The organism is Novosphingobium oxfordense (assembly GCF_044029435.1).
Classification (GTDB): domain Bacteria; phylum Pseudomonadota; class Alphaproteobacteria; order Sphingomonadales; family Sphingomonadaceae; genus Novosphingobium.
Genome location: NZ_CP147008.1, coordinates 76,313 through 99,628, shown reverse-complemented (window position 1 = coordinate 99,628; position 23,316 = coordinate 76,313). Strand labels below are relative to the sequence as shown.

The window sequence follows — 23,316 nt, the reverse complement described above, 5'->3', positions numbered from 1 at the left end:
CCAACCCGATAGGGCGTGCCTATCGATCTGTCACCTTGGTCTATCACCGAGGCTGGTTGGCCGATGCAAGGTCGTGTCCGGTGTGTTCGAGCCTGCCGGCCATCGCATCCCAAAGTCCGGGGGAAGTGGCTGCGATCAGTCCCTCCGCATTCTCGTCGCAGCGAAAGGCGCGTCCATCGGGGCGTGCGGCCTTGCCGCCCGCTTCGTTGAGGAAGACGATTCCGGCGGCATGGTCCCAGGGCAGAGTGCGCGTGAACAGCGTGATATCGTTGCCGCCGGTCGCGATGCGGGGGTACTGGTCGGCGGCACACCGCGGGCTGTCGACGAGGTCGTGATCCACGGCCAATGCAGTCATCAGGTCCGCGCGCGCGGCATTGTCCGAAAACAGGCGGGTCACGGCGATAACGGGCCGTTCGCGCGATGCCGGAACGGCCTGGAACGGGCGGCCGTCGATACTGGCGCCAAGTCCCGCCCGCGCCGCGCAGAACCGGCCGGAGAGCGGATCGAATATCCACCCGCCGACGGGGTCTCCATCCACCACAAGGGCAACAAGCATTCCGAACGGTCCGACGCCTGCAGCGAAGTTGCTGGTGCCGTCCAGGGGGTCGATCAGCCAGCACGCGCCGGAGCCCAGCCGGTCGAGCAATCGGGGATCGGCATCAACCGCCTCCTCGCCAACGATCCCGGCGCCCGGGACAAGCGTTGAAAGGCGGTTGGCCAGGATCGCCTCGCTTTCGCGATCGGCCGCCGTCACCGGCTCGGCGTTGTCCGGGCCGGATCCCTTGTCTGCCAGAACGCGCGCATCCGTCGTGCGAAAGCGCGGCATGATGGCTCTTTCGGCCGCTTCGCGCATCGCCTGTTCCACGGCGCGCGTGAGCGGGTCCGTCATAGTTATCCTCGTGGTTTAAATTCAGCGCATGCGCGCCGTCAAAAATCGAACCGGCCGGTCGTATCGTAGCGGACCGACGTATAAGGGATCTGGAAGTAGTCAAGCACAGTATAGGCCGCTTTTCCAAGGCGCGAACGCGATCCGGAAAACAGCAGTTCGCCCAGGTTCAGGCCCACGCCCACGAAGATGTGCCGTTTGGGATCGACGCCGGCTGCCTTGTCCGCGTTGGAGAAATCCGTCGCGAAATAGCCAAGCTGCAAGTCCAGGAAGCGAAGCGGCGTGTTGTGGAGCTTTTCGAAACCGGCCCCTTTCAGCGAGAACATGAAGCGCTGCTGGGCGTAGTGCGACTTGCCCTGGATGCTGTAGACGTTCTTATCAGGCACGACCTCGACCTTGAAGGAGAACTTCTCCTTCATGCCGGGGATCGTGTTGCGCAGGACCGATAGTGTCGCGCCGGCGATGTTCATCGTGACGTCCTGCAGCGAATAGCCGCTGTCCGGTTCGATGGCGTCCGAAATCTCGTTGAAGGCCATGAGGCCGGAGGCGATGATCGCCCCGGTCACCGCATCGCCTTGCGACGCGCCGGTGCGTTCGTGAATGCGGCTGTGGAAGAACTCGGCAAGAAGATAAGTGTCGAATGCGTGGGTGAGCTTGTCGACGCCGATATTCTCAGTGTCCTTGCCGAACCAGCCTTCGTTCTTGAAATGGAACGGAGCCGTATCCTCGAAGAACTTGTGGGAACTGATAAGGGTGAAATAGGCGAGCCCGACCAGTACTTCGGTCTTCACCGTTCCTGCCTGGGCCCAGAAACCGCGATAGGCGGCCTGATCGCGCGGGATGTGATCGGACCAGCGAAGCGCGCGCGGCTCGGCCGGACCGGCGATCGTGGCGCTGTCGTCCCCAGTCGGTTGCTCTCCGACGACGTTTCTGCTGTCGATGATGCCGGGCGCGTCGCTGGGAACGGCAGCGGCAAGGGCGGCGATTTCGGCCGAGGCATTGGGCGCGTCGCCATTCGCGGACAGTTGCGCAAGGCTCCACGTCATCGGTTCGACACCGACCAGCGCGTCCACCGGAACCACGGGGGCAGGCGGCGACAGCGTTGGCAGCAGAATGGCTGCACGCGGAATGCCGGGAAGCATGGGCGTGGTTTCGTCGGGTGAGGCAGAAACTTCGGCATGGGCCGGAACTGCTGTCATGAAGCCGGCCAGCGCCAGCACGGTCCCAACGCCCGAGCCCATGTTCATAGATGCGTGTCGCCTCGAAGCCACGCTTTCGTATGGTTGACGCGGAGGATTTATGATCCGCGCGGCAAGCCCTGTGAAAGCAGTTGCCAAATACCCTTCATTGGGGCCATTTGTTTGGCCCCAAGATTGGTTCTCTTTTCATATGATTGTTCTCAAATTGGTCAAGTCGTTCTTTATGTTTCCGATTTGGCTATTCCAGTTAGTGACCGGTGCGAAGAGCTTTCTGGACAATCCCCTGATCGGATCGCGCCGACTGAATCGTCTCGGTCTTCACAAGGCGCGCGTGAAATGTGCCGGCGCGATCTGTGCGTGGCGTCGTCGGCGATTGGCAAGCCGTGTGCCTGTGGATTGGCGGGAAGCCTTTGACCGCGATGGTTTCGTGGCGATTCATGATTTTGTCGCGCCGGATACTTTCCAGGACTTGCGAAAGGCGATTCTGGAGTACCAGGGCGAAGCCCGCGAGATGCGGCAGGGCGATGCGGTGACCCGGCGCCTCGCCATTGATCCCGCCATGCTCGGTGCGATCCCCGAATTACGCAAGCAATTGGAGCGCGAGGATCTGCTGGCGCTTTTCCATTATGTGGCGAGCTTCCGGATCACCCCGCTGCACTATGTCCAGACCATCGTCACTCATGATGGGGACGTGAATGCCGATCCGCAGGAGGCGCTCCACGCGGATGCGTTCCATTCCTCGCTCAAGGCCTGGCTTTTTCTCAATCCGGTGGAGCCTGATGAAGCGCCGTTCAATTATGTTCGCGGTTCGCACCGCCTGACGCCTGAACGACTCGATTGGGAATATCGACGCAGCCTGATCGATCCGCGCGAAATGAGCCGCCTTACAGCTCGCGGCTCGCCCCGGGTGGAGCAGGAAGACCTCGCGGCCATGGGGCTGGGAGAAGGAGAGGCGCTTGCGGTGCCGGGCAATACGCTTGTCGTTGCCGATACGCTTGGTTTTCATGCGCGCGGGGCCTCTGTCCGTCCCATCGAAAGGGTTGAGATATGGTCCTATGCGCGGCGCAATCCGTTCCTGCCTTGGCTGGGGGGTGATCTGTTGAGTGTGCGCGGCCTTGCGGAACGGCGCATTGGCTGGATCTGGGCGGCAAGAGACCGTCTCGCTGGCTTTATCGGTCAGCCGTGGCAACCGGTTGGCGTGCGCAGACCGGTGAACGCGTCGATCGGTCGGGACGCTGCCGAGTCGCATCATTCCGGGTAAGTTTCAATGGCATCGCGGTTTTGCGGGAGACCTACCGGGAATTGCGACGAACCGGCCAGCCTCAGGGTTAGCGGGGATTTACATACCTTATTGTGAGGCTTACGCAGAAGTGACTTTGCTGTTGTGTATAATCGGTGAGTTATCCGGCACGATGTGCTGACCGTCTTTTGAATTTCTCCCACCAAGGGTGGGATAAGTCTTTATCTTCCTTTGCTTTTTAAAAGGGGAGTCAATTTGACATCTTCAGTGGTCCTGAAGGCGGTCGGGGCAAGCGAAGGGGTTCTATCGAGGGCGCGCGAAGTTATCCGGATCGAGGCGAGAACCCTCGACCAGCTTGCGGCTGCGCTTGACCGGAACTTCGTCAGCGCCTGTGAACTGCTCAGCTTGGCCACCGGACGCATCGTGGTTGCCGGCATCGGCAAGTCCGGCCATGTGGGCCGCAAGGTTGCAGCGACTTTCGCGGCTACAGGCTCGCCCGCGATCTACCTCCATCCTGGCGAGGCCGCGCATGGTGACCTCGGTATGGTGGTTGAGGGGGACGTGATCCTCGCCCTGTCCAATTCCGGCAATACCGCCGAATTTCAGGTCCTTTTCGATCATGCCGAAAGGCGCGGCATCCCGGTGGTCGGCCTCACGTCGGGAGCAGGGTCGCTGGTAGAGCGTCGTTCCACCGTCTGCATTCTTATGCCGCAGGCGAAGGAAGCGTGCGCCTCGAACATCGCGCCGACCAGTTCTACGACGCAGCAACTTGCGCTGGGCGATGCGTTGGCCATGGTCCTGATGGATGCGCGCGGCTTCTCGCGCGACAGCTTCAAGGAATTGCATCCCGGCGGCGCGATCGGCTTGCGGCTCTCTTCGGTCGGTCAGCTCATGCACGGGGCGGACAAGCTGCCGCTGGTCGATCTGGACCTGGCGATGGAGGAAGTCATCTCGCGGATGACGTCGATGGGCTTCGGCATTGCCGGCGTCATCGATGCGCTGGGCAGGCTGGTCGGCATCATTACCGATGGCGACTTGCGCCGCCATTTCCGTGATTTGGGCCAGCTTCAGGCGTGCGATGTGATGACCCGCCAGCCGAAGGTCGTACGGGCCGGCATGACGGCGGAGGATGCCTTGCGCTTCCTAAACGATGCCAAGATCACCTGTGCCTTCGTCATCGACGACGATGAGGCGATTTGCGTTCCCGTGGAGGATGACGGGCAGGATAGCCGTCCGCCCGTGGGCATCATCCATCTGCATGATTTTCTGCGCATGGGCCTGACCTGACAACCGCTTTCGCCCGAACGTAACGGCATTCGGGCGAAAACGGATTGCACCGCTCCGCGGTGCCGTCGCAGCCTCAGTCGATATCGAGCGGGGGGAATTGCTTAACCAGCCGATCGATCGCCTGCATCTGTTCCAGGTATGAGCGGAGCCTGTCCAGAGGCAGCGCGCAAGGTCCGTCGCACAGCGCTGCCTCCGGATCGGGATGGGCTTCCAGGAACAGGCCGGCAATGCCGAGCGCCATGCCGGACCGTGCCAAGGCAGCGGCCTGCGTTCGCCGGCCATCGGCGCTGGCTTCACGTCCGCCGGGCCGTTGCAGCGCATGGGTTGCGTCGAACACGACCGGGGCCATCGCCTTCATGTCATCCATGCCGAGCATGTCGACGACGAGGTTGTTGTAGCCGAACGAACTGCCGCGTTCGCACAGCAGCACGCGATCGTTTCCGGCCTCTTCGCACTTGCGGATGATGTGCCGCATTTCCTGGGGGGCAAGGAACTGGGGCTTCTTGACGTTGATGACCTTGCCCGTGCGTGCCAGTGCCACGACCAGATCGGTCTGGCGCGCCAGAAAGGCGGGAAGCTGCAGGATATCGGCCACTTCCGCTACTGCCTCGGCCTGAAACGGCTCATGCACGTCGGTCAGCACGGGAACCCCGAAGCGGTCCCTGACTTCGGCAAGGACGGCCAGGCCAGCCTCAAGGCCCGGCCCCCGGAACGAGTTGATGGAGGATCGGTTCGCCTTGTCGAAACTTGCCTTGAACACGTAGGGAATGCCGAGTTCGCCGGTCACCCGCACGAATTCCGCGGCGACCTCAAGCACGATCTCTCGCCCTTCGATCACGTTCATGCCGCCTATCAGCACCATGGGGCGGTCGTTGGCGAAAGTTATTCCATGGGCGATGCTGACAGCGGTAGGCAAGGCGAAGTCCCTCGTCTTTGCAGGGCGGACACCGATCCGCGCCGTGCAGGTTCGAAAGGCTCACAGCAACCTGTGGGCAATCGTGTCAAGCTTGGGCGGCGTCTTCGATGTGGACGGGTGAGATCGATCTCAGGCGATATCGGCGGTTACGCCCCTGTCGGCAAGGCTGGGCGCGCTTTGCGGGCGGCCGAACAGGAAGCCCTGCACCTGATCGCAGCCCTCGGCCTGCAGCAGGTCCACATGTGATCGCGTCTCCACCCCTTCCGCAAGCACCGGGACGTCCAGACTGCGGCCCAGCGCCAAGACGGCGCGGATGATGGCGCGGGCCTGTGGGCGTTCGTCGGAACAAGTGACGAAGGACTTGTCGATCTTGATCTTGTCGAACGGGAAGGAGTTCAGCGTATCGAGCGAGGAGTATCCGGTGCCGAAATCGTCGATGGCGATGCTGACGCCCATGCTCTTCAGCTTGCGCAGGATATGCAGGGCGCGGGCCTTGTCGCCGATGATGGCGGTTTCGGTGATTTCCAGTTCAAGCCGGCGGGGCGACAGGCCGGTCTCGACCAGGATGCCGGCCACGATCTCGGGCAGGTTGGGCTGGCCCAGTTGGACGGCGGAAAGATTGACGGCGACCATCTGGTGTTCGGGCCAAAGGGCGGCTTCCCGGCAAGCCTCGCGCAGGACCCATTCGCCGATCGCGAAGATTTCGCCGGTTTCCTCGGCAATGGGAATGAATTCGCAAGGCGTGACCAGCCCGCGAACCGGATGCTGCCAGCGCAGCAGCGCTTCGTAGCCGTTGATGCATTCGTCCTTGAGCGAGCGCTGCACCTGATAGAGGATCACCAGTTCCCCGCGTCCTGCGGCGCCGCGCAAGTCGGCAGCGATCTGGCGCCGGTGGCGCGCGCTCTCGTCCATGCCCTTTTCGTAATAGCAGATGCGTTCGCCCAGGTTGTCCTTGGCGCGATACATGGCAAGGTCGGCATTGTTGCAGAGCTGCTCGCGATCCTGACCATCCTCGGGATAGGACGCGACGCCGAGGCTGGCCTTGATGACGAAGTCGCCCGCGGCCGATGTCGCCGTGCCTTCGAAGCAAGAGGCGACGCGATCGACGAAGTCCGCCAGTTCATGCGTTTCGTTGAACAGGATCGTGGCGGCAAACTCGTCCCCGCCGAGGCGGGCCACGCCTTCCCCTTCGAGAAGTACGCCGCGCAGCATCGTGGCAACCGTCTTGAGTGCTTCGTCGCCGGCGGCATGGCCGCGCGAGTCGTTGATTTCCTTGAACCCGTCGAGATCGAGCACGACGACGCCCAGCCGCTCTCCGGAATGGGCGGCAATGGCCAGCGCCCGGTCCATAAGGTCGTTGAATTTGCTGCGGTTCGGCAGTCCGGTCAGCCCGTCATGCAGGGCCAGATGCTGGATGCGGGCCTCCGACTTCCGCTGCTCGGTGATGTCGTCGAACGTCGATACCCATCCACCATCCGGCAGCGGGCGCGAGCGGACGGCGACGATGAAATCGTCGTATTCCGACACGTCCGGTGCATGGGTACGCCCATTGCGCGCCGCTTCGAGGTTATGGAGAACGCGCCCTACGCGTTGATCCAACTCGTCGGCAGGGGCGCGGTTGGCGATGGCGACCCGGGCCATTTCGGCCATGGTCATGCCGGATCGGATGTCCTGCGGTGCGAGCCCGTACATTTCGACGAAGCGCTGGTTCCACAGGATCAGGCCGCCGTCCGCACCGAACAGGCACAGGCCCTGATGCATGTTCTCCAGCGCCATGTCCAACCGGCGCCCGATCAGTTCTAGCCGCTCGTTGTTCAGCCGTTCGGACGTGCGCCGGGCGATTTCGGCGCGCCGGCTGATCATGGCGGCGGTTGCGGCTATACCCAGCGTGCAGGCAGCGGTTACGAAGACCCACAGCGACATTTCGCGGGGCGACATCATGGTGTCGGATGAAAATTCGGCGCGCGAAGGAACCAGCGAGATCGCGGTCATGCCGGTGAAGTGCAGAAGTACGACGGCAAGCGTCATCAGGGTGGCAGCCACCGCGCCTGTGCCCATAGACTTTCCGTGCAGCGCCAGCGGCAGAACCAGAGCGAAAGGCGCCACCGCGAAGATTGCCGATGTCAGTACATAGCCCGGGTTCCAGCGGATCAGCGCGGGCATTTCGAGCGCGGCCATGCCGACGTAGTGCATTGTCGCCAGGCCGCCGCCCATCAGCAGGGCCCCTATCGCATAACCCGGCCGCGAACGCAGGCGCGCGGCAATCACAAGGGCGGCGATCGATGTGACCAGCACGATGGCAAGCGACGTGACCGTGCCGACAAGATCGTACCCGATGACGAAGCCTGGATCGTAGCCCAGCATGGCGATGAAGTGGGTCGCCCAGATGCCCAGCCCGGCGACTACGCCCGCTGTCGTTAACCAACCTGTCCGGGCAGACCCGCGCGCCCATTGAACCTGCCGGCAAAGGCGCACCATCCCCAGCGCGGTGAGGACGCACACGAGTGCAGCAAGACAAACGAGGGAGGAATCGTGCTGGTCACGAATGCAGTGCAGGATGGAGAGCATCGAACTTTCTTCGGAGATCTGCGACCTTTTGCCAATGTTTTGCGGGAAAATACGGTAGATTCGGTTAACTCGTCAGAGGATCTTTGGTGTGGACGGCGGGGGACCGTTTGCCGCATTGATTGCAAAGGGAAAAATGTCGATCCGGAGAGGCTTGCCGGGCGGCATCGCTGCATCTGGCGCGGCGGATATTTTCAGGCAAGGAACGCTAGCTGCACCAGAGCGCCTCGTTCACAAGGTGTGGATGAGGGCACGCACGGGCCGGTAACGGCAGTGGCATGCCCGTCCGCCAGAGGCCGAGGCGGCGGTGGATATTCGGCATTTCGGAATCGATCGCGGCCAGCGGATTGCCGTCTCCATAGGTCGTGGCGCTGCGAAAGCGCAGGACCTGTTCGTATTTCTGCGCGGGCGAAAGCCGATTGACCGTGATCCAGTAGCCGAACGGCGCATCGCTGGTCGGTTCGGATGAGATGATGTCCCCCCGCAGCGGTCCCTGTTCGACGAAGCGGATTTCCTGGTTGTTGTTGCGCCCGGTGCGATGTTCGTAGGCGAGCACGAAATCGTCCTTCGAGCGGTCGTAGGCATAGAGCTGCATCGCTGCCCGCTGGTCCCCGTTGCCTGCGTGAAAGCTGGCGACCCTCAGCAACAGCAATGAGGCGTCCGGGCGGGGATGCACCACTTTCAGCGCATCGATATAGTGCGGCTCCGCAAAGCTATCGTCGCCGGAAGGCAGGCGTAGGGCCTTGCCGGGGGCGGAATGGCAGGTTTTGCCGTTGTCCCGCGTCAGGCAGAGTGAAATTTCGCCGGGTGCGTCATTGCCGCCGGGATCTTCGACGTCCGGCCCCTGTCGCGCCGTGAAGCGCCATGGCGCGCGGGTCGCGAAGGGTTTGGACAAGTCCATCGCGGCGATGTTCGTTTCCGACGCGGCAAGGGCGGCGCTTCCTGCACCAGACAGGATAAAGCAGGCGGTGAGCGCCCATTTGGAAGCCAAGCGCATGATATTCCTTCCAATGCCGCAGCCGGACCGGGAACGCATACCGCCCAACTCCGATTCCACAAAGCCTGCGCGCGGCCTTCATCCGTCCGATTTGCCCCGCGCCTTGAAGTAGCGATTGGGCGAAACCCCCAGTTCGCGGCGGAACATCGCGGTAAAGGCGCTGGGGCTGTCATACCCATGCTCCAGCGCGACTTCGAGGACGGAGACGCCGGCGGCAAGGCGCGGAAGGCTGAGCAGCAGGCGCATGCGGCGCAGCCACGCCCCGAAGCTCATACCCAGTTCGCGATGGAACATGCGGGCGAGCGTCCTGCCGCTGACGTGCACTCGCGCGGCAAGCGCTTCCAACGTCACCGGCGCCGAAGGATCTGCGATCATCGACTGGCACAATCGCATCAACCGCGTGTCGCGGGGTAGCGGTACATGCGTGTGCAGGCGTGGCGCGGCCTCGATCTCGTCAAGGATCAGTTCCATCACCCGTTCGTCCCTGCCGCCCGTTGCATAGTCGAGCGGGATTGCGGTCGCCTCCACCAGCGCTTCACGCAGGAAGGCGGAGACGGCGATCACCTCGCAAGCCGATGGCAGGGCGGGGCGCGCGTCGGATCGCACGAACAGCGTGCGCATGGAAACGTCGCCGGCGATGCGGATCGCATGATCCATTTCCGGCGGCATCCACACGGCCTGTCCGGTCGGCACGATCCAGCTTCCTTCTGCGCAACTGACCGTCATCACCCCGGTCAACGTGTGGATCAGCTGTGCGCGGACGTGGCTGTGCGCGGCGATATCCTCGCCGTTCGGGTGCTCGCTCGCGAAGGCGACGATCGGCCGCGTGGCATGCTGGCATTGTTCAAGAGTGCGCAGATTGTCCATTTCACGACGATTGTTGGCTTAACTGGAGGAGATAGACAAGCGGCGATGCCCTAACGGAACCGGCCCACAAGCCGTGAAAGATCGAACCGACCGTGTCCCACCCGCATGCTTCGTTCCTTGCCGCGATATCCGCGCTGGCATTGGTGGCAGGCTGCGCGCGTGCGCCTTCCGCGCCGCCGCGCTCCACGATTCCAATCCCGGATGCCTCGGCCGGCCCTTCCGATGACGGTCCTGCATCGTTTTCGCAGTGGTGGCGCCTCTATGACGATCCGGCGCTGGACGCTCTGGTTCAGGAGGCGCTGACCCAGAACCGGGACTTGCGTGCCGCCCGTGCTCACCTGCTGGAAGCGCGGGCGATCCTTCATCATGCCGAGGGCGCACGCCTGCCGCAGACCGGGCTTTCGGCCGGCGCGGGGCGGGGCAGCACGCTTCAGGACCAGATCGCGGCGGCAGCGCATGACGGGTCGACGATCCGCACCGGGCGGCGCTTCGATCTGGGGGGTGACATGGCCTGGGAAGCGGATGTGTTCGGTCGCCTCACCGCCTCGGTCCGCGCGGCAAAGGCGGATGGTGAGGCTGAGGCGGCGCTGCTCGATGGCGCGCGCATCGGCGTCGTCGCAGGGGTCGTGCGGGCATGGAGCGATGCCTGCGGACTGTCGCAGCAGGTGGCGCTGGCGCGGGATGAAGAGGCGCTCGGACGGCGCAATAGCGAGATCGTTTCGGCTTTGCGCACGGCCGGTGCCGCCTCGGCCGCCGATATCGCTGCGGCCGAGGCGGATGAGGCGCGCGCGGGCTCGGCACGGCCCGAACTGGAAGCGCACCGTCATGACGCTTTGGCGGCGCTGGCGGTGCTGACTGGCCATGTTCCGGCCGATACTCCACCGGCCGCTGCCGCTTGCAGTCGCGTGCCCTTGGCCGATCCGCCGCGTTCCGATCTCGATGGGCAAGCACTGTTGCGACGGCGGCCGGATGTGCGCGCGGCGGAGCGCCGCCTTGCCGCCAGCACCGCCCGCATCGGCGTGGCCGTGGGCGAACTCTATCCGCGCATCGTGCTGGCCGCCGGGATCGCCAGTTCGGCGACATCGCCCGGCGCTCTGGACCAGCGGAACAATATGGTGTGGCGTGTCGGCCCGCTGCTCTCGTGGAGCTTCCCGAATGTGAGCGCCGCCCGCGCACATATCGCGCAGGCCCGCGCGGCCGAGCAGGGCGCGCTCGCGCAGTTCGACGCGGCGATCCTGACCGCGCTTCAGGAAGCCGGCGAGGCGGCGGCCGAACTGGACGCGGCCGTTCAACTGCGGGCGGCCCGGAACCGGGCGGCGGAACGGAGCGCCAAGGTGGCCGATCTTGCCCGCCGCAGCCGGGGTGCCGGCGCCGTTGATGCGGTGGCCGCGCTTTCCGCAGAGCGGGCCGCGCTCGCTGACCGGCAGGCGCTGGCCGACGCCGATCTGGGGCTTGCGACGGCGCAAATCGCGCTGTTCCGCGCGCTTGGCGGCGGTTGGGAACAAGCCCCCGATCCCGCGCTGCCGGCTCCGATCCGCCCCATTTCCGCCCGATCCGAGGAAGCGACCATCCGATGACTGATGAGACGATGACCGATATCGCAATTCCGCCCCGCCGCATTTGCCTTTCCCGCCGCCCCGCCCGCCAATATGTGACGCTTTCGGCCGCAGCCGTCGTGCTGGTGGGTGCGGTTGGCTGGGGGCTGCATTGGTGGTCCGTTGGCCGGTTCATGATCGATACCGACAACGCCTATGTCCGTGCCGATGTGGTGACGGTGGCGCCGTTGGTTTCCGGGCGTCTGATTGCCGTCGAGGTCGCGGACAATCAGCGCGTGGCGGCCGGTCAGGTGCTCGCACGGATCGACGATCGCGATTATCGCGCGCGCCTTCAGGATGCCGAAGCGGCCGTGGCGGCGGCACAGGCGGATATTGCGGCCCAGCAGGCACGCATCGCCAACCTCGATGCGCAGGCGAACCAGCAGCGCAGCGTCATTGCGCGCGGCGCTGCGGCGATCGACGGCAGCGCGGCGGACGCGCGCAAGGCCGATCTGGAATATCGTCGCCAACGCATGCTGGTGCGGCAGGACATCGCCAGCGCCCAGACCATGGAAGGGGCCGAGGCCGCCGCCGGTCGATCGCGGGCCGATCTGGCCGCGGCGCGGGCGTCGCTGAGTGCCGAGCAAGACCGTCTTCCGGTTCTCGCCACCGAACGGCAGGCGGCGCGGTCGGATCTGGACAAGGCTCAGGCGACTCTGCGCCGGGCCGATGCCGCCCTGACGCTTGCCAAGCTGCAGCTCGAACGGACGGTGATCCGCGCGGCGACGGCGGGTATGGTCGGGCAACGGTCGCTGCGGGCGGGGCAATATGTCGAGCCCGGCACGCCGTTGCTGGCGATCGTGCCGGAAGCCGTGTTCGTCGTCGCCAACTACAAGGAAACGCAAGTCGACGGGGTGCGTCCCGGTCAGCCCGTGCGGATCGCGGTCGATGCATTCGGCGGCGGGCGGCTCGATGGTCGGGTGGACAGCTTCGCACCCGCGTCCGGCGCCCAGTTCGCGCTGCTGCCGCCGGATAATGCCACCGGCAACTTCACCAAGATCGTCCAGCGAATGCCCGTCCGCATCCGTTTCGATCCCGGCCAGCCGCGCCTGCGCGACTTGCGCCCCGGCATGTCGGTAGAAGTTACTATCGATACGCGAGATATCGCGCGATGACGGCCACCGGTTCGGAGGAAGCCGTCTCCGCGCGGGCCTGGGTTGCGGTGCTGGGCGGCGTGGTCGGCTGCTTCATGGCGGGCATGAACGTCCACGTCACCAATGCATCCCTGCCCGATGTGCGCGGATCGTTGGGCGCCTCTTTCGAGGAGGGATCGTGGATCACCACCGCCTATCTGGTGGCGGAAATCGTCGTCATCCCGCTGGCGGGCTGGCTGGTCTCGGTCTTTTCGATGCGGCGCGTGCTGATGGTGGGGACGGGCGGCTTCGTGCTGTTCTCTATCGCCTGCTCGCTGGCGCCCACTATCGGCGCGATGATCGTCGCACGCGCGTTGCAGGGGGCATTCGGCGGCGTGCTGATCCCGCTTTCTTTCCAGATCATCGTCACCGAATTGCCGCCGTCCAAGCATCCGCTGGGCATGGCGCTGTTTGCCGTTGCCAACAACGTGGCGCAGGCGGCGGGGCCGTCGCTGGGCGGATGGCTGACGACGGCGTATGACTGGCGCTGGATCTTCTACCTGCAAGTGCCGCCGGGCCTGCTGCTGCTGGCCGCGATCGGTTGGGCGACTCCGCGCACGCCGATGGCGCTCGATCGGCTGCGCAATGGCGATTGGGCGGGAATAGCGAGCATGGCGGTCGGCCTCTCCGCCTTGCAGATCATGCTGGAGGAGGGCGGGCGAGAAGACTGGTTCGCATCGACCTTCATCGTCAACGCCGCCATCTGTGCCGCGCTCTGTCTGACGGCTTTCGTGGCGATCGAACTGCGCGGCAAGGATCCTTTCATCAATCTCAGGTTGCTTGGCAGGCGGAATTTCGGCCTCGCCAGCCTGATGCAGTTCACGTTCGGCGCAGCGGTGTTTGGGGTGGTGTTCCTGGTGCCCAACTACTTCGCCGAAGTGCAGGGCTATAACGCGTTGCAGATCGGCATGACGATGATCCCCTATGGCCTGGTGCAGTTCGTGATGTCCTTCGCGTCGCCCCGGTTGATGAAATGGCTGGGCGTGCGGGCCGTGGTGATGCTGGGCTTCGCGATCATGGCGGTGGGTTGCCTGATGAACATCCACCTCGACGGTGATGCTGCCGCGAATGTGATCGTGCCGTCGCTGGTAGTGCGCGGCGTGGGCCAAGCCTTCATCGTCGTGGCGCTGGGCGTCATGGCCGTAGACGGGCTGGAGAAGGCGGAACTGGGATCGGCATCCGGGCTGTTCTCCACGGTGCGCAATGTCGGCGGGGCGATCGGCATCGCGCTGGCGGGACAGATCGTGGTCGAGCGCGAAAAGCTGCACGCCGGCCGGATCGGAGAGGCGGTCACCCCGTTTTCCGAAGCTTTTCGCGAACGGATGGTGGATGGCGTGCGCCTGCTTGGGCAGGGACAAGCGGACCGCCACACGGCGCTTTACGGAGCCTCCACCGCGCCTTTGCGGCAGAAGGCGATGGCTCTGCTGGACGGCGCGGTCCATCATCAGGCACTGCTGCTGGCCTATTCGGACGCGTTTCTGATTGCGGGGCTGGGCATGGGGCTGTGCGCGCTGGGAAGCCTCTGCCTGAAACGCACCGCGCGGTGAGAGTGCCCGCCCGGCGATATCGCCGGGCGGATGCGCCCGCACTATGATGGATAATGCATTATTGTTATCTGAGCGGCATGAGCAATGGATACAGGCCGCTCGCCGGCATGCGCGTGCTGGAACTCGGCACCATGATCGCTGCGCCGTTCGCGACGCATATTCTTTCGCAATTGGGGGCGGAGGTCATCAAGATCGAGCCGCCGGCGGGGGACACCACGCGTTCGCTGATACGGGGCGGGCCGTCGGGCACGATCATCGCCTATAGCCATTCCAAGAAGGCGATCTGCCTCGACCTGGCGACGGATGAGGGCAAGGAGGTGTTCCGCCGCCTCGTTGCCACATCCCGCGTGGTGATCCACAACCTGGCGCCCTCTGCCGCGCGCAAGCTGGGGGTGACTGCGGATGACTGCATGGCGGTGAACCCCGCGCTCGTCCACGTGCATATCAAGGGCTACACCCACGGCCCGCAGGCCGAAGGGTTGATGACCAACCCGATTGCCGAGGCTGCGACCGGCGCCATGGACGACCACCGCGTCGATGGCCGGCCCACCCGCTTTGGCCCCTCCTACCATGACCAGTTCGCGGGTACGTATGCGGTGATCCGCGTGCTCGCCGCGCTGATGGACCCCACTGCCGATGAGGAAGCGCGCCGGATTGAGGTGGGCCTTTACGAAACCGGCCTGCACCTTGCCGCGCGCGATCTGGCGGGCATGCAGCTGAAGACCCAGCTGCTCGGCCGACTGGAAAAGGAAGGGGGCGGGGAGTTCTCGATGCCCGGATATGGCGCCTATCTGACCGCCGACGAGCGCTGGATCTACCTGTTGGTGCTGACCGACGCCCATTGGGCCAAGCTGACCCGCGCGCTGGCAATGCCGGAGGATGGTGCGCCCGAATATGCCCGCCTGCGCGATCGCAAGAAGGCACGCGATGCGGTGGAAGCGGCTGTCCGTACCGCCGTCGCCAAGTTCACTTTCGCGGAGGCGGTCGCCCGTCTGGAAGCGGCCGGGCTCGGTTTCCACGAGGTCATGCCGTTGGAACGCGTGCTGGAAGCGCCGCAGGCGCGCGCCGAAGGCAAGCTGCGCGATGTCGAATTTCGCGGGCTGCAGTTCGAAGTGCCCGAATTCGCCGGAACCGGCGCGGTCGAGCCCGGCCTGCCGCCGCCGGAAATCGGCGAACATACCGAGGCTTTGCTGGCCGAACTGGGATATGACGCGGCCGAGGCGGGCGCGCTGTTGTCATCCGGGGCGGCAAAGGCCTATCAACCGGGCGATTTTGCATGGGCACCAGTGCGCGAGAAAGCCGGTGCAACAGAGGGATGAAGCATGCTTGGGGGGATGATGCAGTACCGCACGAAGGAGGAACAGGTCGCCGACTTCCTGCGTGAGGGCATCATTTCCGGCCGGATTCCGCGCGGATCGCGGCTGAAGCAGCAGGAAATCGCCACGATGCTGAAGACCAGCATCACCCCGGTGCGAGAGGCGCTGAAGCTGCTGTCCGCCGAAGGCTATGTGATCGGCGATAGCCATCGCGGTGCCACCGTGGCTCCGTTCGACATCGAGGCCTCCAGCGAAGTGCTGAACTTGCGCATCCTGCTGGAAACCCAGCTGGTGCGCGGGGCGGTGGAGAAAGTCACCGGCGCGGATATTGCCGAATTGAAAGTGTTGGGCGCCGAATTCGCCACCGCCTTCGCCGCCGGCGATAACGAGGCGGCGCGCGCGGCGAACTATCGTTTCCACCACCGCATGTTCGAGATCGCGGCAATGCCGCAAACGCTGCATTTCGTGCAGATCCTCTGGGCGCGCTATCCGTTCGACCTCATCAACAAGCTGGAAGGCCGCGTCAGCCGCGCGGCGGATGAGCATGACGACATGCTGGCGGCCCTGATCGCAGGCGATACCGGGGCCGCCATGTTGGCGACGCGCCAGCATATCGAGACGGGATTCCGCGAGTTGCGGGAATCAGTGAGCCAGTAGCGGGCGGCACTCGTCCTCCATCGCCCCGGCGGAGGGCGGTTCGGACGAGGCCAATTTGTCACGATCCGTCAAGTCCTGCCGATCGCGGTTGCGTCACCATAGCCGCAAGCAACCGCACGCAGGAGCAGGACATGTCGGCCAACGAAGACACCGCCACCATGGATATCAGCGACGTCGAATGGCGTCTGGGCCACCGCGTTGGCGGCGGTGAGCTGTGGGAGCCGTGCAACAAGACCGACATCCGCCGCTGGGTCATGGCGATGGATTACGTGAACCCGCTCCACTGGGACCAGCGCTTCGCGCAGGAAACGAAGTTCGGCGACATCATCGCCCCGCAGTCGATCTGCGTCGCGCTCGATTACGGGCACGGCAACAATCAGGCCTGCGTCGGCCGGATCGAAGGCCAGCACATGATCTTCGGCGGCGAGGAGTGGTGGTGGTACGGCACCCACGTCCGTCCCGGCGACCAACTCAGCCATGAGCGCATCTTCACCGGCTACAAGCTGACCGACACCAAGTTCGCCGGCCCCACGCTGTTCCAGCGTGGCGACACGATCCACCGCAATCAGCGCGGCGATCTGGTGGCCAAGTCCTGCCCCACGGTGATCCGCTATCTGGCGAAGGAAGCGGAAAAGCGCGGCATGTATGCCTCTACCGCCGGCGCGCCGCGCAAATGGACGGCGGCCGAACTGGCGGAGATCGATCAGGTCCGCCGCGACTGGTTCCTTTCCAACCGGGAAGGCAAGTCGCCGCATTTCGAGGAAGTCTCTGTAGGCCAGAAGCTGCCGCGCCGGGTGATCGGGCCGCACTCGATCGCCAGCTTCACGACCGAATACCGTGCCTTCATCTTCAACATCTGGGGCAGCTTCTACTGGCAGGGCGTGGAAGGCGTGCCCGATTGCTGGGTCAACCAGGACATGGGCTGGATCGAGGGCTTCTCGTTCGACGAAGTAGGCGCGCTGATCGATCCGCGCCTGCGGGACGGGCTCTACCTCGGCCCCTCGCGCGGGCACATCGACGATGGCCGCGCCAGCGAGATCGGCATGCACCGCGCCTATGGCTACGGCGCGACGATGGCGGCATGGAACACCGACTATCTGGCATTCTGGGCCGGGCATGACGGTATGGTCCGCCATGCCAAGAGCGAATTCCGCGGCCCGGCCTTCGAGGGCGACGTTACCTATATCGAGGGTGAGGTCGTCGAGAAGATCGAGAAGTCCGAATGGGGCTTTCCCGTCGTGCGCGTGGAAGTGCGGATGACCGACCAGGATGGCAAGACCATCGTCAAGTCCGTCAACGAAGTGCAGCTGCCGTACTGAGCGGGCGCGGAGCGCGTTCGAATTGCAGTGCACCGTTAAATTCCGTCGCCCCCGCGAAGGCGGGGGGGCCGCTTCCTTCTGCGACCTCTCGTTTGGCGCAAGAGAAGCGGGATCCCCGCCTTCGCGGGGATGACGGAATTGTTTGGGGGAATGGGGCGCTGCGCGGGGAAGGGTACCTACACTGCCCGTGGCGGTGCAAGCGCCCGGCATCGGAAGGCTTTGGCCGAAGCGGTATCGCTCGGGCGAATGCTTGGGGCTCGCGCATTTTGTCCGGATTCGTCAAGTTTTCGCGGCACCTGATCGCCGATGCACCGATGCCGCTGCAAGGGCCGCTCCCGACGTCGTGGGAGGTCCGGCCGTGAACAGACGCCGGTTTGCACGGCGCACAGGGGAGGTCTTGATGGTTTGCTCGCGATCGCTGCGATCGGTTTCGATATTTGCTCTGGCCGGCGCGCTGGCGGCGCATCCCGCCTGCGCGCAGGAGCAGGCGGGACCGCAGGTTGAATCGACCGGGCAGCCGGCAGCCGCGTCCTCCGAAATCATCGTCACCGCCCAGCGCCGTTCGGAAGCGTCGCGCGACGTGCCGATCAGCGTCACCTCGCTGGGGCCGGCCCAACTGGCGACCGCGAATGTCCAGCAGCTTTCCGACACCGCCCGCATAACGCCGGGCCTGCGTTTCGACAGCCAGGGGCCAGCAGTGCAGCCCACCATTCGCGGCGTCGGCACGGCCATCACCACTTCGGGCGGCGGACCCAACGTCGGCATCTATGTCGATGGGTTCTTCCAGGCCAACACCTACATGTCGGACTTCGACTTGCTCAATGTCCGCAACATTCAGGTGTTGAAGGGGCCGCAGGGCACGCTGTTCGGGCGCAACACCACGGGCGGCGCGATCCTTGTCACCACGGCCGAACCCAGCACCGATACGAGTGCCGAGGCCAAGATCAGCTATGGCCGTTTCAACGCGCTGAAGGCGCAGGCCTATGCCACATTCGGCATCAGCGACCGCGTGGCGATCGACGTGGAAGGGCTCTATCGCCGCGGTGACGGCTATTTCACCGACGTTGCCACCAATGACGACAATATCGGCAAGTACGAGAACTGGTCGCTGCGCGTCGGCATGAAGGCGGACCTTACCGACGACGTTTCGCTGCTGCTGCGCTGGGTCCATGCGGAAACCGACGATCCGACCACGCAGCTGGTGAACGCCTATGTAGACAAGACCGGCGGGGCGGGCTTCTTCGACAAGGTTTCGCCCGCCGGTCAGGCGATCTACGGCACGTCCAGTTCGCAGGGGCTGCCGCTGGTCTATTTCTACGCGCCGTCATCGACTTATGCGACCAAGCCGGGGCAGGTGTTGCTCAACACGCCGGTCGATTTCCGCACCAACTCCGACGCGCTGCAGGCGACGCTGAAGGCCGATCTGGGCTTTGCGGACTTCACCTCCTACACCCAATACCGCAAGGACCTGTCGCCCTATCACGGCGATCTGGACGCGACGGCGCTGCCGTTCTTCAACATCTTCGTCGGCGTGAATGACGAGACGTGGAGCCAGGAATTCCTGGTCAACTCAAAGGCGGGATCGCCGCTGCAATGGACGGCCGGCCTCAACTATTTCCAGATCCGCGACACTTGGGACATCGGCGCCAGCTTCGGCGGATCGCCCTATGGCCCGTTCGGCGGATCGAGCACGACGACCAAGTCCTACGCTGCATTCCTGGACGCGACTTATGCGGTGAACGACCAGTTGTTCTTCACGCTGGGCGGCCGTTACAGCCATGACACGGTGGGCGATGCCTACTTCGTCACCAACGAAACGACCACATCCTACATCGGGCCGGACGGTCTGCCGGTGACCTATTCGGGTGGCGCGGGCGTGCGCATCCCGGTCAATACGCTGAAGAACGACAGCTTCACGCCGCGCGTGGTGGTCCGTTACAAGCCCAGCGAGGAATCGAGCGTCTACGCATCTTGGACGCGCGGCTACAAGGCAGGCATCCTGAACGTCGGCGGCTATTCGCAGCAGCCGGTGAAGCCCGAGAAGATCGACGCGTTCGAGGTCGGCTTCAAGTACGACGACCGCCGCTTCTCCGCCGATCTTGCGGGCTTCTACTACGATTACAAGAACTTGCAGGTGTCCAGCTATCAGAATGGCGCGGCGCAGATCCGCAATGCGGCGTCCTCGGAAATCTACGGGCTGGAGGCGCAGCTTCGCTACAAGGTCAGTGACGCGTTCTCGCTGCTGGGTGGCGCGGCCTGGACCCATGCGCGCTACAAGTCGTTCACCAACGCGCCCTATTACAGCTATTGCGATCCGGCCATGACCGATCTGAGCAATGCGATGGCCTGCATCCCGACAGCGCTGGGCGGTTTCGGACCGGGCGCGATCACGCAGACGTCCACCGACGCCTCCGGCTACAAGATGCAGCGCGCGCCCGATTTCACCGGCAATATCGGTGCCAGCTATCGCCTCGATCTGGCGGGCGGCGGGCTGACGCTGTCGGGCAACCTCTACTACACCTCCAGCTTCTATTTCGATCCCGAGCAGCAGTTCAAGCAGAAGGGCTACGAAGTGCTGGCGCTGCGGGCGGAGTGGACGGACCCGTCGGAGCGCTACACCGTGGCGGTGTTCGGCGATAACGTCACCAACACGCGCTATCGCACGCAGGTGCTGTTCAATACGCTGGGCACCGGCTCGGTGTGGAACGCGCCGGTGACCTACGGCCTCCAACTGGGCGCGAAGTTCCGATGAAGGCGGTGCGCCTTGCGCCCGCTGGCGGCGATCGGCGGCTTGAGTTGGTGGAGCTGCCGGTGGCGGCCGCCCTCAAGCCGGACGAAATCCGCGTCCGGGTGCGCGGCGCATCGGTGAACTTTCGCGACGGGTTGGTGATAGGGGGCGTGTTCCCCTCGCCGCCGGGGCTCATCTCGCTTTCTGACTGCGCGGGCGAAGTGATCGAAGTGGGCGAGGGGGTGAGCGGGTTCGCCGTGGGTGACCGGGTGATCAGCACTTTCCACCCGAACTGGCGCGATGGCCATGTCGACCGCGCGGAACTGAACAACTCGCCGGGCGGCCCGGCGGATGGCTTTGCCTGCGAGGAAGCGGTGCGCCCGGCCTCGCACTTCACTCACGCACCGCGCAATCTATCTTTGGTGGAGGCTGCCAGCCTGCCCTGTGCGGCCGTGACGGCGTGGCGGGCGGTGGTGACGGACGGGCGCGTTAGCCCCGGCCAGCATGTGCTGGTGCAGGGCACCGGCGGCGTTTCGCTGTTCGCGCTGCAATTCGCCAAGGCGGCGGGGGCCACCGTCATCGCCATCGGCTCGACTCCGGAAAAGCAGGAGCGCCTGCGCGAACTGGGCGCGGACCATGTGATCGACCGTATCGCTACGCCGGAATGGGGCGAAGCGGTGCTGGGCCTGACCGGCGGTCTCGGCGTCGAGCACGTGATCGAGGTGGGCGGACCCAATACCCTTGCGCAGAGCTTCAAGGCGGCGCGGACCGGCGGCCACATCGCGATCATCGGCGCGGTGGCCGGGTTCGACGTCGATACGATGCCCTTCGCCGTCGTGCAGGCCAAGCGCTTGTGCCTTCAGGCGGTGACGGTGGGCAGCCGGCGCGACCAGATCGAGATGGTTCGCGCGATCGAGGCCCATGATATTCATCCGGTGATCGATCGGGTGTTCCCGCTTCACGCCTTGGAAGATGCCATCGTGCACATGCGTTCGGGGCAGCAGGTCGGCAAGATCTGCATCGAAATTTGAATGAATTCGGGCTGACACCGAAAACGGAGAGGACCAATGACTCCAGAGATCCAGACCCTGCTCGACCGCGAGGCGATCCGCGATTGCGTCGCCCGCCTTGCGCGCGGTGAGGACCGGCGCAGCGCGGAGCTGATCCGCTCCTGCTGGTGGCCGGAGGCGCGGTTCGACTACGGCGTCTATGCTGGCGATTTCGACGCCTATCTCGCCTGGGTCGTGCCCGGCGCCGATGCCATCAAGGATACGCAGCACCTGATCGGCCAGTCGGTGATCGAACTGGACGGCGATAGCGCGCGCGTCGAAAGCCACGTCTTCTCCTACCACCGCGTGGATATGGGTGAGGGAGATCGCGATACCTGCATCGGCGGCCGCTACCTCGACACTTTCGAGAAGCGCGACGGCGAATGGCGGATCGCCGACCGGGTGATGCTCTACGATTGGGAGCAGGACTGGGGCGCCGCCGCCGATTGGTCGAAGGGCGTGATGGGCTATCCCTTCACCGCTGAGCATTTCCCCGGCCGCGCCAAGGGCGATTTCAGCGAACGCTGGTTTTCCGGAGAAACGGCATGACCGCGCCACTGACCGGAAAAGTCGCGCTGGTTACCGGCGCCAGCCGGGGCATTGGCAAAGGCATCGCGCTGGTCCTCGCGGAACAAGGGGCGACCGTCTACGTCACCGGGCGCACCGTGCGGGAGGGGGACTACTACCTGCCCGGCACCGTTGGCGGGACGGCGGCCGAATGCGACGCGCGCGGCAAGGAGAGCGGGGGACGCGGCATCGCGGTTGCCTGCGATCATGGCGACGATGCCGCCGTGGCCGCGCTGTTCGAACGGATCGCGGCTGAGCAGGGCCGTCTGGACATTCTGGTGAACAATGCCTTCACGTTGTCGGAAGACTTGCTGGAGCCCAAGGGTTTCTGGGAAAAGCCGCTCTCCAACCTGGAGATGTGGGACGTGGGCGTGCGCTCCAACTACGTCGCGGCCTGGCATGCGGCGGGGATCATGGCGCCGCAGAAGTCGGGGCTGATCGTCGCGATTTCCGGCTTTGCAGCCGTCACGTACACGTACAGCGTGATCTTCGGTACGTCCAAGTCGGCGGTGGACCGCATGGCGCGTGACATGGCGATCGAGCTGGAACCGCACGGTGTCGCCTCGCTGACGCTGTGGCAGGGGCTGACCTTGACCGAGAAGGCGCAGGACAACCTTGCGAAGATGGGCGACAAGATGACCGCCTCGATCACCCAGATGCATGGCAGCAGCGTGGAGCATCCCGGCCGGGTGATCGCCGCGCTGGCCGCCGATCCCGATGTGATGAAGCGCTCTGGTGGCGAGTTCGTCACTGCCGAACTCGCGCAGGAATATGGCCTGACCGATGTGGACGGGCAAGTGATCCAGTCCGCCCGCGCCTCGCGCGGATCGCCGATCTGGAAGCCCATTGCGGAGGTAGACTACCGTGGCAAGTGAAGCACCCCCCAAAGCACTGCGGGACCGCGCGGCGCGGCTGGACGAACTGCTGGACAAGCAGGATATCCTTGAATGCCTGGCCCGCTTTTCGCGCGGAATGGACCGGTTCGACCGGGAAACCTACCTCTCGGCTTTCTGGGACGATGCGACGATGGCGGCGGGTCCGTTCGTGGGCTCAGCGGCGGATTGCTGGGACTGGGCGGTGCCGATGCACGAGGCCGGCCAGATTCTGACCCATCACGCGCTGCTCCAGACCACCATCGACCTCGACGGCGACAACGCGCATACCGAAACCTACTACCAGTTCGTCGGCCGCAATCGCGATGAGAGCCTGTGGATCGCCGGTGGCCGCTATGTCGACCGGCTGGAGCGGCGGGACGGAGTCTGGAAGATCGCCCTGCGGACCAACATCATCGAATGGGGCTGCCTGCCGCCGCCGATGCCGATCCCCTTCGCGGACGTGCCGGATATCGCGCTGAACGGCGTTTCCAGTCGGAGCAAGGACGATCCGTCCTACCAGCGCCCGCTCGTCAACCGGCGCGCGCCCAGCAATCCGGCGAAGGGGTGAGCGGG

19 protein-coding genes are annotated in these 23,316 nt (G+C 64.7%); 13 read left to right on the top strand and 6 right to left on the bottom strand.

All coding sequences use genetic code 11. The annotated features are described in order from the left end of the window. Positions 1–43: 43 nt before the first annotated feature. Both WBP07_RS23510 and WBP07_RS23505 read right to left on the bottom strand, forming a co-directional pair. Entirely contained in the window at positions 44–889 is an 846-nt protein-coding gene (locus WBP07_RS23510) for an inositol monophosphatase family protein (RefSeq protein WP_395397503.1), read from the bottom strand. A 38-nt stretch (positions 890–927) separates the two neighbouring features. Beyond that, positions 928–2,133 carry a DUF2279 domain-containing protein gene (locus WBP07_RS23505; protein WP_395397502.1) on the bottom strand — a complete coding sequence of 402 codons (1,206 nt, stop codon included), beginning with the start codon at positions 2,131–2,133 and terminating at the stop codon, positions 928–930. A gap of 175 nt (positions 2,134–2,308) precedes the next feature. Between WBP07_RS23505 and WBP07_RS23500 the strand changes: the two genes are divergently transcribed. Together WBP07_RS23500 and WBP07_RS23495 are read left to right on the top strand one after the other, a co-directional pair. Next, positions 2,309–3,346, top strand: a complete 1,038-nt coding sequence (locus WBP07_RS23500; protein WP_395398228.1) for a phytanoyl-CoA dioxygenase family protein — start codon at positions 2,309–2,311, stop codon at positions 3,344–3,346. Between the two features lie 234 nt (positions 3,347–3,580). After that, on the top strand, positions 3,581–4,612 hold the full coding sequence (locus WBP07_RS23495; RefSeq protein ID WP_395397501.1) for an SIS domain-containing protein: 1,032 nt from the start codon (positions 3,581–3,583) through the stop codon (positions 4,610–4,612). Between the two features lie 73 nt (positions 4,613–4,685). Here WBP07_RS23495 and kdsA read toward each other — a convergent pair whose 3' ends face one another. The 4 genes from kdsA to WBP07_RS23475 form a co-directional block, all read right to left on the bottom strand. Beyond that, positions 4,686–5,528, bottom strand: coding sequence for a 3-deoxy-8-phosphooctulonate synthase (gene kdsA / locus WBP07_RS23490; protein WP_395397500.1), 843 nt, complete (start codon positions 5,526–5,528; stop codon positions 4,686–4,688). A 129-nt stretch (positions 5,529–5,657) separates the two neighbouring features. Beyond that, positions 5,658–8,096 (bottom strand): EAL domain-containing protein, encoded by a 2,439-nt coding sequence (locus WBP07_RS23485; protein ID WP_395397499.1) that lies wholly within the window; start codon positions 8,094–8,096, stop codon positions 5,658–5,660. 205 nt (positions 8,097–8,301) lie between these two features. After that, positions 8,302–9,090, bottom strand: a complete 789-nt coding sequence (locus tag WBP07_RS23480; protein ID WP_395397498.1) for a hypothetical protein — start codon at positions 9,088–9,090, stop codon at positions 8,302–8,304. 78 nt (positions 9,091–9,168) lie between these two features. Further along, complete coding sequence (locus WBP07_RS23475) at positions 9,169–9,957, bottom strand: AraC family transcriptional regulator (protein ID WP_395397497.1); 789 nt, start codon at positions 9,955–9,957, stop codon at positions 9,169–9,171. A 92-nt stretch (positions 9,958–10,049) separates the two neighbouring features. On the opposite strand from WBP07_RS23475, the gene WBP07_RS23470 reads away from it, so the two are divergent. The 11 genes from WBP07_RS23470 to WBP07_RS23420 all read left to right on the top strand — a co-directional run bounded on the left by WBP07_RS23470 (position 10,050) and on the right by WBP07_RS23420 (position 23,311). Beyond that, a complete protein-coding gene (locus WBP07_RS23470) occupies positions 10,050–11,534 on the top strand; it encodes an efflux transporter outer membrane subunit (RefSeq protein ID WP_395397496.1) in 1,485 nt (494 codons plus the stop codon). Then, complete coding sequence (locus WBP07_RS23465) at positions 11,531–12,667, top strand: HlyD family secretion protein (protein ID WP_395397495.1); 1,137 nt, start codon at positions 11,531–11,533, stop codon at positions 12,665–12,667. The genes WBP07_RS23470 and WBP07_RS23465 overlap by 4 nt, the downstream gene beginning before the upstream one ends. After that, positions 12,664–14,232, top strand: a complete 1,569-nt coding sequence (locus WBP07_RS23460) for a DHA2 family efflux MFS transporter permease subunit (RefSeq protein ID WP_395397494.1) — start codon at positions 12,664–12,666, stop codon at positions 14,230–14,232. Before WBP07_RS23465 ends, WBP07_RS23460 begins: the two co-directional genes overlap by 4 nt. Positions 14,233–14,309: 77 nt before the next feature. After that, the gene (locus WBP07_RS23455) at positions 14,310–15,551 is read left to right on the top strand and encodes a CaiB/BaiF CoA transferase family protein (RefSeq protein ID WP_395397493.1); all 1,242 of its coding nucleotides are present in this window, start codon (positions 14,310–14,312) and stop codon (positions 15,549–15,551) included. 3 nt (positions 15,552–15,554) lie between these two features. After that, positions 15,555–16,205: a GntR family transcriptional regulator gene (locus tag WBP07_RS23450; RefSeq protein WP_395397492.1), complete on the top strand. Its 651-nt coding sequence runs from the start codon at positions 15,555–15,557 to the stop codon at positions 16,203–16,205. Between the two features lie 131 nt (positions 16,206–16,336). Then, entirely contained in the window at positions 16,337–17,524 is a 1,188-nt protein-coding gene (locus WBP07_RS23445) for a MaoC family dehydratase N-terminal domain-containing protein (protein WP_395397491.1), read from the top strand. 400 nt (positions 17,525–17,924) lie between these two features. Next, a complete protein-coding gene (locus tag WBP07_RS23440; RefSeq protein WP_395397490.1) occupies positions 17,925–20,276 on the top strand; it encodes a TonB-dependent receptor in 2,352 nt (783 codons plus the stop codon). Further along, positions 20,273–21,283, top strand: coding sequence for an NAD(P)-dependent alcohol dehydrogenase (locus WBP07_RS23435; RefSeq protein WP_395397489.1), 1,011 nt, complete (start codon positions 20,273–20,275; stop codon positions 21,281–21,283). The genes WBP07_RS23440 and WBP07_RS23435 overlap by 4 nt, the downstream gene beginning before the upstream one ends. 36 nt (positions 21,284–21,319) lie before the next feature. Beyond that, on the top strand, positions 21,320–21,850 hold the full coding sequence (locus WBP07_RS23430) for a nuclear transport factor 2 family protein (RefSeq protein ID WP_395397488.1): 531 nt from the start codon (positions 21,320–21,322) through the stop codon (positions 21,848–21,850). Further along, positions 21,847–22,743, top strand: a complete 897-nt coding sequence (locus tag WBP07_RS23425) for an SDR family NAD(P)-dependent oxidoreductase (RefSeq protein WP_395397487.1) — start codon at positions 21,847–21,849, stop codon at positions 22,741–22,743. The genes WBP07_RS23430 and WBP07_RS23425 overlap by 4 nt, the downstream gene beginning before the upstream one ends. Next, positions 22,733–23,311: a nuclear transport factor 2 family protein gene (locus WBP07_RS23420; RefSeq protein WP_395397486.1), complete on the top strand. Its 579-nt coding sequence runs from the start codon at positions 22,733–22,735 to the stop codon at positions 23,309–23,311. The genes WBP07_RS23425 and WBP07_RS23420 overlap by 11 nt, the downstream gene beginning before the upstream one ends. Positions 23,312–23,316 lie beyond the last annotated feature (5 nt).

What these genes read in the sequence shown, in the direction of transcription:
- WBP07_RS23425 (WP_395397487.1), top strand. Translation starts at nt 21,847, where the DNA reads ATGACCGCGCCACTGACCGGAAAAGTCGCGCTGGTTACCGGCGCCAGC.
- WBP07_RS23430 (WP_395397488.1), top strand. Translation starts at nt 21,320, where the DNA reads ATGACTCCAGAGATCCAGACCCTGCTCGACCGCGAGGCGATCCGCGAT.
- WBP07_RS23485 (WP_395397499.1), bottom strand. Translation starts at nt 8,096, where the DNA reads ATGCTCTCCATCCTGCACTGCATTCGTGACCAGCACGATTCCTCCCTC.
- WBP07_RS23505 (WP_395397502.1), bottom strand. Translation starts at nt 2,133, where the DNA reads ATGAACATGGGCTCGGGCGTTGGGACCGTGCTGGCGCTGGCCGGCTTC.
- WBP07_RS23435 (WP_395397489.1), top strand. Translation starts at nt 20,273, where the DNA reads ATGAAGGCGGTGCGCCTTGCGCCCGCTGGCGGCGATCGGCGGCTTGAG.
- WBP07_RS23475 (WP_395397497.1), bottom strand. Translation starts at nt 9,957, where the DNA reads ATGGACAATCTGCGCACTCTTGAACAATGCCAGCATGCCACGCGGCCG.
- WBP07_RS23460 (WP_395397494.1), top strand. Translation starts at nt 12,664, where the DNA reads ATGACGGCCACCGGTTCGGAGGAAGCCGTCTCCGCGCGGGCCTGGGTT.
- WBP07_RS23465 (WP_395397495.1), top strand. Translation starts at nt 11,531, where the DNA reads ATGACTGATGAGACGATGACCGATATCGCAATTCCGCCCCGCCGCATT.
- WBP07_RS23480 (WP_395397498.1), bottom strand. Translation starts at nt 9,090, where the DNA reads ATGCGCTTGGCTTCCAAATGGGCGCTCACCGCCTGCTTTATCCTGTCT.
- WBP07_RS23445 (WP_395397491.1), top strand. Translation starts at nt 16,337, where the DNA reads ATGTCGGCCAACGAAGACACCGCCACCATGGATATCAGCGACGTCGAA.
- WBP07_RS23440 (WP_395397490.1), top strand. Translation starts at nt 17,925, where the DNA reads ATGGTTTGCTCGCGATCGCTGCGATCGGTTTCGATATTTGCTCTGGCC.
- WBP07_RS23510 (WP_395397503.1), bottom strand. Translation starts at nt 889, where the DNA reads ATGACGGACCCGCTCACGCGCGCCGTGGAACAGGCGATGCGCGAAGCG.
- WBP07_RS23500 (WP_395398228.1), top strand. Translation starts at nt 2,309, where the DNA reads ATGTTTCCGATTTGGCTATTCCAGTTAGTGACCGGTGCGAAGAGCTTT.
- WBP07_RS23455 (WP_395397493.1), top strand. Translation starts at nt 14,310, where the DNA reads ATGAGCAATGGATACAGGCCGCTCGCCGGCATGCGCGTGCTGGAACTC.
- WBP07_RS23450 (WP_395397492.1), top strand. Translation starts at nt 15,555, where the DNA reads ATGCTTGGGGGGATGATGCAGTACCGCACGAAGGAGGAACAGGTCGCC.